Origin of the sequence: Methylobacterium sp. Leaf469 (assembly GCF_001424745.1) — a bacterium.
Lineage (GTDB): Bacteria > Pseudomonadota > Alphaproteobacteria > Rhizobiales > Beijerinckiaceae > Methylobacterium.
The window spans coordinates 1-7711 of the sequence record NZ_LMRE01000030.1; the positions used below are offsets into that span (position 1 = coordinate 1).

At 63.9% G+C, this 7711-nt stretch carries 7 protein-coding genes and 1 pseudogene; 4 read left to right on the forward strand and 4 right to left on the reverse strand.

Translation table 11 applies throughout. The features are described 5' to 3' along the window. Positions 1-413 precede the first annotated feature (413 nt). Entirely contained in the window at positions 414-803 is a 390-nt protein-coding gene (locus ASG60_RS14030) for a DCC1-like thiol-disulfide oxidoreductase family protein (protein ID WP_056386234.1), read from the forward strand. On the opposite strand, the gene ASG60_RS14035 is transcribed toward ASG60_RS14030, so the two are convergent. The 4 genes from ASG60_RS14035 to ASG60_RS14050 form a co-directional block, all read right to left on the reverse strand. Next, positions 790-2133 (reverse strand): cytochrome P450, encoded by a 1344-nt coding sequence (locus tag ASG60_RS14035; RefSeq protein WP_056386236.1) that lies wholly within the window; start codon positions 2131-2133, stop codon positions 790-792. The genes ASG60_RS14030 and ASG60_RS14035 overlap by 14 nt on opposite strands. Continuing rightward, a complete protein-coding gene (locus ASG60_RS14040) occupies positions 2126-3388 on the reverse strand; it encodes a methyltransferase (RefSeq protein ID WP_056386237.1) in 1263 nt (420 codons plus the stop codon). Before ASG60_RS14040 ends, ASG60_RS14035 begins: the two co-directional genes overlap by 8 nt. Then, on the reverse strand, positions 3385-3768 hold the full coding sequence (locus ASG60_RS14045; RefSeq protein ID WP_056386240.1) for a hypothetical protein: 384 nt from the start codon (positions 3766-3768) through the stop codon (positions 3385-3387). The genes ASG60_RS14040 and ASG60_RS14045 overlap by 4 nt, the downstream gene beginning before the upstream one ends. Before the next feature lie 133 nt (positions 3769-3901). After that, positions 3902-4567: an ankyrin repeat domain-containing protein gene (locus ASG60_RS14050; protein WP_056386242.1), complete on the reverse strand. Its 666-nt coding sequence runs from the start codon at positions 4565-4567 to the stop codon at positions 3902-3904. A 1081-nt stretch (positions 4568-5648) separates the two neighbouring features. On the opposite strand from ASG60_RS14050, the gene ASG60_RS14055 reads away from it, so the two are divergent. The 3 genes and pseudogenes from ASG60_RS14055 (at position 5649) to ASG60_RS22120 (ending at position 7618) form a co-directional block, all read left to right on the forward strand. Continuing rightward, positions 5649-6557 carry a tyrosine-type recombinase/integrase gene (locus ASG60_RS14055; protein WP_056386244.1) on the forward strand — a complete coding sequence of 303 codons (909 nt, stop codon included), beginning with the start codon at positions 5649-5651 and terminating at the stop codon, positions 6555-6557. A gap of 4 nt (positions 6558-6561) precedes the next feature. Next, positions 6562-6762: pseudogene (locus tag ASG60_RS22110) on the forward strand (transposase zinc-binding domain-containing protein); the annotation flags it as partial. A gap of 22 nt (positions 6763-6784) precedes the next feature. After that, positions 6785-7618, forward strand: a complete 834-nt coding sequence (locus ASG60_RS22120) for an RHS repeat-associated core domain-containing protein (RefSeq protein WP_244476675.1) — start codon at positions 6785-6787, stop codon at positions 7616-7618. The last annotated feature ends 93 nt before the right edge of the window (positions 7619-7711 follow it).

Below are 7711 nucleotides of genomic sequence, written 5' to 3' on the forward strand. Positions count from 1 at the left end.
GCGCCTGTCACCCTCCCGGATCTGGCCTTCCGGCTACCCATGGCCGCCACCATGCAGTAGCCTTCCAATTGGCTCGGTCCAAAATACCGGTCAGGTCAATCACGCGAGAGGAGAATAACACGCTAAATAAACTGGGCTTGCGCAGTACGATGCCCGAAGGTTCGGATCCGGCTGACGTGATGGCTCGGTATCGCGTTGCCGAGATTGGTTTCGCTCCGGCAGACGAGAGTGCCCTGTGTTCCTCCTGATCCCGCCGATCTATTGAAGACCCTGTCAGATCCTCGGCGTATGCTGAACCCCAAGAGACGAAGCGCGGTGAGGCTAAACTGGCAGACCTCCATGACTCGGATGGCGGCGGAGAGAACGAGCAGAATCGACAGCGTGTGAGAAATTCCAGCTCTACCCCAATAGCGGTGATTTTCGACACGCGCTGCATCCTATGCAGTCGCTGGGTCCATTTCCTGCTGCGACACGAGGCCGAGACCCGACTGCACTTTATCGGGGCGTGGTCGCCGAGCGGACTGGCGCTAGCTGCGCGCTATGGCTTCGAGCCGCAGGACCTTCAGAAGACTTATCTCGTCATCACGGAGGGCGTCGCGCTGAAACGGTCTGACGCCGGCCTGGCCTTGCTCGGCCACATGAAGCCGCCGTGGCGCTGGTTGAGGCTGTTACGGATCGTGCCCAAGCCGATTCGAGACAGCGTGTACGATGTCGTCGCTCGCAATCGGTATCGCTGGTTCGGGACCATCGACACCTGTCTCGTGCCTGACCCGGCGTTGCGCGACCGCTTCACGCTCGATTGACCGAGACCGGTTGCCAGATCATCTGTAATCCGCCCTCTGGCCGCAGCGAGAATTTAGGGTCTGGACGGGGTGAATGGGGCACCGCGACGGGTTCCCAGCGGCCGAGGATCGTCGCCGCGACCACGCTGGCTTCGACCAGGGCGAAGTTCTGACCGATACAAATCCGCGGCCCGGAGCCGAACGGCAGGTAGGCGTAGGTCGGCCATGACGGCGCTTGCAGGAAGCGCTCGGGATCGAAGCGATCCGGATCGGCGAACCACCGCGGATCGCGGTGCAGGGTGAAGGGCACGATCTGTACGAGGTCGCCAGGGGCAATGACGTCGTCGCCGAGCACGACTTCTTCCGTTGCCTGTCGCAGGAACAGCGAATAGGCCGGCGGCCAGAGCCGCAAGACCTCGGCGATGACCGCGCGCAGGATCGGGAGTTGCGGGAGATCGTCGGCTCCCGCCGGCCGCCCGGCCAGAGCGGTCGAGACCTCATCGAGTGCCCGTTTTCGCCAAGCCGGGTGCTCGACGAGGGCCAGGAACAGCCAGCTGAGGAGCGCGCCGGATGTCTCGTGCCCGGCGATCAGCAGGCTCATCGCATCGTCGCGGATGGGTTTAAGTTGGCCGTCGTGCTGCTCGACCAGCATCGCAAGCAAGTCACCCTGATCCTCGCTCCGTCGGTCGATCCGACCCTGCGCCAAGCTCGTGACGACGTCGTCCATCAACGCCATGGCCCGGCGCTTACGCGCCTTGGCCGGCAGCGGCAGCCAGTCGGGAAGCACAATCGGCGCGGTCGTTTCACGGAAGGCGGTATCGGACAGGATCTGGATCGCCTGTTCGACCGCATCGCCGTTCGACAGGGGCTCCGCGCCGAACAGCGTGCCTGTGGCGATATCGAGGGTTAGGCGCGCCATCACCGCATCGGTGTCGACCGTGAGCGATCCTGCGGTGATTGCGGCGTCGAACCGGGCGCACAGCCGGCCCGCATGATCGGCCGCCGTGCGGGCATACTCCTTGACGCGCCGGGTCTGGAACGCGGGCTGGACTTTGCGCCGTCGGTCGCGCCATCGGGCCCCCTCGGCGACGATCAGGCTATCGCCGTTCCATTGGGCGATCACGCGCGTGAGTTTGCGAAAACGAATGAAGGCTGGGGCTCGACCGACCAGCACGGTTTCGATGTCGCGGGGATGAAACAGTAGCCACGACCGGTAGGGGCCGAGGCGGAGGCGGACCGTATCGCCGTAGCTCTCGCGCATCTCGGCATAGAAGCGCAGCTGGTCGCGACGGATCCGCCAGAGATGGCGGATGCCGAGCAAGGGCGAACGCGGATGGCGGAGGTCAGGCACCGGCCGCCTCCCGCCGCGACACGGCCGGACGCTGCAGCGTTTGCAGCGGCAGCGTCACAAGCAGGACCGCGGCTCCGGCAAGCGCCCAGCCGAAGTGGACATGGCTCAGCGCCTTGGCGCGCGCGGCGGTGCCGGTGAAGGTCCGGGCTTCGTTCGGCTCCCGATAGCCAAGGCCTCCATGCGGCACGGCCAGCACCGTGAGTGAGACCGCCCGCTGCCGTGTGAGCCAGGCAACGAACTGCGCCTGTTGCGGGCAGGCCGGATCGTGGATCAGGGTCGCAGACTGCGCAAACCACGGTCGCCAGCGCGGCCGCCATTCAGGGACATGCGCGCGATACTCGGGCCAGCCTTCGGGGAAACGCCGCAACAGGTCGTTCCGGTGGTGCCATCGCACCATGCCGACGACGAACACCCACGCCATGACCGCGGCTGAGGCCACCCACGGATTGCCCAGGACGGCACCCATGACGATCCAGGTCGCGGCGGTACAAGCCTGCATCGGGTTGATGAGGTAAGCGAAGATCCCGGATCCCACGAGACGTTTGGTCGGGTCCAGCGGGATGGCGGTGCCAGCGCCATGGATCGCGAACATCTGCACGGCGGACAGTCCCATGACGATCAGCGGCAGGCCGAGCAAGATGCCGAGGATCAGCCGCCACGGCGGGATCGTCTCGAGGGCCCACTGACCGCCGGTGCCATGCAGGATGAGTGAGGGGATGACGATGAAGGCGAGGCAGCCATAACCGACTGCCAGCAGAGCGGCCCGCCTCGGCAGGTGCACGTCCTGCGCCGTCCATCGGGCGAGCGAAAGGGCTGGCAAATGGGCAACGGCAAAGACGAGAACGACCCCGCCCATCCAGCCCGGTCCTGCCATCACCAGAGGCTTCAAGGACGAAAAGACGGTGCCGTGCAGGCCGATGATGATCGGCAGCACGAGCCACAGCGGTGCGACGGTCGGGAAAGCGAGATACAGCACCGGACCGAAGAGCAGAGCACCGCCGAACCAGATGTCGACGGGCAACCCCTGCAGCATCAGCACGTCGCCGCCATAGCGCCACCACCCGAACTGGATGGCGACCATGTGCGTGGCGAAAATGACGCCAAGGCCATAGAGGAGCGCAAACAGCGCTCCGACGAGCATGCGTTGGTCCTGCCGCGTACGCCAGCCGAGCAGCATCACGACCGTAAGCGGTCCGAGGAACAGGGCCCATCGCAGCGCCCACAAGAGTGGCAGCGGCAGGTCGAGCGCGATCATGCGACGACCAGACGCGTTAGGGGATCGCGGATCTGCGAAGGCAGGCGGGTCTCAAAGAGTTCGACGACCAGGAACACGACAGGAAACCCAAGAGCCAGGTAGAGGGCGACCGTCGGCAGCAGAATGATAAGCCATAATTGGATCATTGCGCCGGCCCGCATCAGCAGGCCTTCCCGCGTTCGCGTCGGCGGCAGCGCGACGAGAACGACCAGCAGGACCGCCGGCAGAATGGCACCGAACGGAAACGCCAGCAGCAGTGAGGGATCGCCAGCCTGCAAGGCGGCGATCACTGTGGCGATCCGATATCCCAGAGCTGCGGCCGCCAGGACCAGTGCGATCCGCCGCACGGTCGACCGGAAACGAAATGTGGCAAGGTCCATCTTCAGCCTATTATCCGAGGCGTTTCCATCATGACGTCAGACCTACTGAGTCGGACATGATCGGGTACGAACGGGGCCGCAGTGTCTACGTCTTCGGTGGCCCGCCAGCACGGGATCGGCCAAGGCTCGCTACTTACACGAAGCCTTGCTCGACCAATCGGCTGCCACTCGACATGATCTCGTGTTTCTGCCCCGAACCGCCAACGACGCGAGACCAACTCGTTGAGATTAGCACCGATTCGACGCCATCCGAGTAAAGTTCGTAGGCGAAGCCGCCGTACATGCCGGGCACGGCGAACCAAGTCGGCTCTTCCCCGGGCGGCATTTCCAGCAGGGGCGCAAGCTCTGGCAGCCTAAGGCGAGCGCGGTCAACAAGATCGGCCGCACGCCCGCGGATCACGTCATGGAAACACGCCTGGATCGTCGTAAGCACGCCGGCAGGAACCCTCCGCCGCAGAGCCGGGCGCAGCGCGGCGACCGCCCTCACGTGCCCGCATCGCTCAGCGACATCGACCGGCCGTTCGCCGCGGGCATTCTGCAGCATGCGCCAGGCTCCGAGGCGGATGAGCTCTTCGCAAATAGCCGCGGGCGCATTCCCATGTGCCGCGTGGTGGAGAGGGGCAAACAAAGACGATCCGCCCGGGCGGGTGGAGTTGATCAGACCAGGATGCTCGCGAAGGATCCCCATCACCGTATGCCAGTCGTAGGCCTTTGAAGCGTCAGCAAGCTGGAAACGAAGGGTAGAGCTGCCCTCACTCACCGTGCCGCTTTGGGTGATGCCGTCCCAGACGTGTCCCAAAGGGCGAGGCTCCCGTTCTGCTCGCCCAATGGAGCAGGAAGTTGGCAATCTAACCGGCGTGGCCCAGAGCGGAAAGCCTACCGAACAGCTGTTACAGTACGGTCCTGGCCCCTTGTTGCGAGCTGTCGTTCGAGAGTGATCGGTGTCGAGTTGTAAGGTCTACAGCGTTTGAATGCCACCGCCTGGTCTACGACCGGGTTGGGTGGGGAGCGGACATCCTGGCGTTGTACGCCTGCCAGCATTAACCTCCGCCTATTAGGCTTGCTCAGGCTTGCGACAAGGGAGAATGAGATGCTGTGGCGTCTGAGCGGTCGAGCGATAGCTCATGCTCTCGCCGTGATTCTGATGGCGCCATCGTTTTACGGAACAGCACAAGGGCAACCTTTTCCCGGCGCCGCGATAGGTGGCACTGGTTCAGATCAAAGGCCACTACCTCCGGAAAGCGAGCGTGTGGACCCATTGATCGATGGTTCCCGTTTTAGTTCTGCCCCAGCATGGGATAACAACTTCTGTCTTAGTTGGACCGATGGTTGTTCTACATGCTCACGCAAGGGGGTGCAGGAACCTATAATATGCCAGCAGCATACCGACGGCAAGTGCAGCCCTAAAGGTACTCAGTGTAAGGAGGTAGACAAGGCTGTACTACATCTTTCGTGCGCTCGCTACAGCAATGGCGTGAACGAGTGCACTCCTAGATTCACAGATGGAAGTGTAGTCGGGGAGCTGTGCACGGTCAGAGGTATCCCCGTAGGCTCACCCATTCCTAGAGATTTTCAATGTCTCGAAGATTGGAACTTTCAGGAGCGGTGGTATTGCTCGCGTAACACTCCGAAATCGGAACGAGATACATGTGATGCTGATCAAATCAGAAGGGCGGCGGTGGAGCGTGCTGCACGTCCAGAGATCAGCTTCCCCGGTTTAAGACGCTGAAGGTCCGCTATAAGTGGCTGAACGAACCCGCTTGCGCGGGATGGGTGGCAGCTTCGAGGTTTTCGGATTGAGACGAGCGCCCTGCGCTGATTGAGCGTCGCCCGGCCTGGGCGGACGATCGTGGCTCCCTTCATCCGAGTGGAGCCATCCGATGACCATCCTTGCCGTTCCCGCCGCTGCCGTCGGCTCGCTGCTTCAGCGCCTGACCGACGACATGACCTTGCGTCGGTTCTCCCCTGAGACGCAGCGCAACTACCTCCGCGATGTCGGGCGTCTGGCGACGTTCCTGTGGCGCTCGCCCGACACGGCGACCGTTGACGACCTGCGCCGTTTCCAGATCGCGCAGCAGGAGGTCGGCCTCGGGGTGCCGACGATGAATGCCATCGTCTCGGCCCTGCGGTTCTTCTTCGTCCATACGATCGACCGGCCCGATCTCGCTCGCAGCCTGGTCCGCCTCAACCATCCGCGCCCGCTGCCCGACGTCCTGAGCCCCGAGGAGGTGGGGCGGCTGCTCGGCGCCATGGTCTGCCTCAAGCATCTGGCGGCCCTCTCGGTGGCCTATGGCGCGGGATTGCGCGTGGCCGAAGTCGCGGCGCTCAAGGTCGGCGATGTCGACTCGACGCGCATGCTCCTGCGGGTCGAGCGTGGCAAAGGCGGCCGCGACCGCAACGCGATGCTGTCCGCCGATCTTCTGGGTCTCCTGCGGCGCTGGTGGACCGAGGGACACCGCCAGGGCGTCCTGCATCGCGAGGGTTGGCTGTTTCCCGGACAGGACTGGGCCCGCCCGATCAGCACGCGCCAGCTTCACCGCATCGTGGTGGAGGCGGCCCGGTCGGCCGGGATCCCCAAGCGTGTCGGTCCCCATACCCTTCGCCATTCCTTCGCCACCCACCTCCTGGAGGACGGCGTCGATATCCGCGTCATCCAGGTGCTGCTGGGACACGCCCGGCTCGACACGACGGCGCTCTACGCCAAGGTCGCCACCCGGACGGTGCGGGCCGTGACGAGCCCACTCGACAGGCTCGCCCTGTTCCATACGGACGGCCCGGTACCGGCTTGAGGCGATGCGCGCCGCGATCGAACTGGCCGACGTCTTCCGCGCCGCCGGTCCCGCCTATCGCGCCGATGGGGCCGGGCACCTGGACCTGGCTACGCGGAAGGTGATGGCGGCGATCGAGCAGTGCCGCACGGCCAGCCTCGGCGGGCATGTCGAGGGCTGCGACGCGTGCGGCCACCTGCGCGTCGCCTACAACGCCTGCCGTAGCCTACCTCTGGGACGGGGACGTGGTGGCGGAGGAGGCGCCGCTGCGGCTCGACGGCGGCATCGACTGGGACGACGCCACGCGCTGGCACGACGAGCCGGGTGGGTTCGTGCCGGTGGCGAAGGAGACCCCTGAGGGCAGCCTGCACTACATCGTGACCGATCATCTCGGCACGCCGCGGGAGGTGTTCGGGGAGGCGGGCAATCTGGTCTGGGCGGCGGAGTACCGGACCTGGGGCGCGGTGCGCCGGCTGTGGCTGACGCAGGCGGACAACGACAATGCCACGCAATGGGGCGGCACCATTCCTCCGGGCGGACGCGGTGGCGGTGGCGGTGGCCGGACGTTCGGTGCCTTGGCGCTGAAGGACGATCCCGAGGCGATCGAAGCTGCGCAGCTCTGCCCGATCCGATTTCAGGGGCGATGGGAGGATTTTGAGACGGGGCTCAGCTATAATCGTTTTCGATATTATGATGCGTTGTCCCACCAGTACATTGTCAGTGACCCAACCGGACTTGTGGGTGGCGTACGCAGTGCAGGATACGTCAAGAATCCGACTTTTTGGGTAGACCCGTTAGGCCTCGCTGGAAAGACGATTGCGACTGGGGGATCGGGTCAGAAATACATCAGCGGAACGAATCCGGTTGAAGGATACGGCCATGTTCCGGACGGCGAAATCCGGTCTGCTGGTGAAGCAGCAGGTTGGAATCCTAAATCCGCCGGGTATCTGGATCGCAGTAAGCCAGGCAGTTTTTACTGTTGCCATACAGAACAAAAAGCATACATAAAAGGTGATAGAGATATATCTGTTGATAAAGACATGTGTCCGTCTTGTCAGGGCTGGTTCGATAAGATCACTTAGAGTCCGTCCGATAAGTCATGACGCTCGGCCCAGCCTTCGGACGAGGATCATGATGGCGGCGGCGTAGAGGAAGGCTTGTGCGGAGGCGAGGGT

Bases quoted from the DNA above. Each gene is read 5' to 3' on its own strand.
- ASG60_RS14040 (WP_056386237.1), bottom strand. From the start codon at position 3,388: ATGATCGCGCTCGACCTGCCGCTGCCACTCTTGTGGGCGCTGCGATGG.
- ASG60_RS14045 (WP_056386240.1), bottom strand. From the start codon at position 3,768: ATGGACCTTGCCACATTTCGTTTCCGGTCGACCGTGCGGCGGATCGCA.
- ASG60_RS14055 (WP_056386244.1), top strand. From the start codon at position 5,649: ATGACCATCCTTGCCGTTCCCGCCGCTGCCGTCGGCTCGCTGCTTCAG.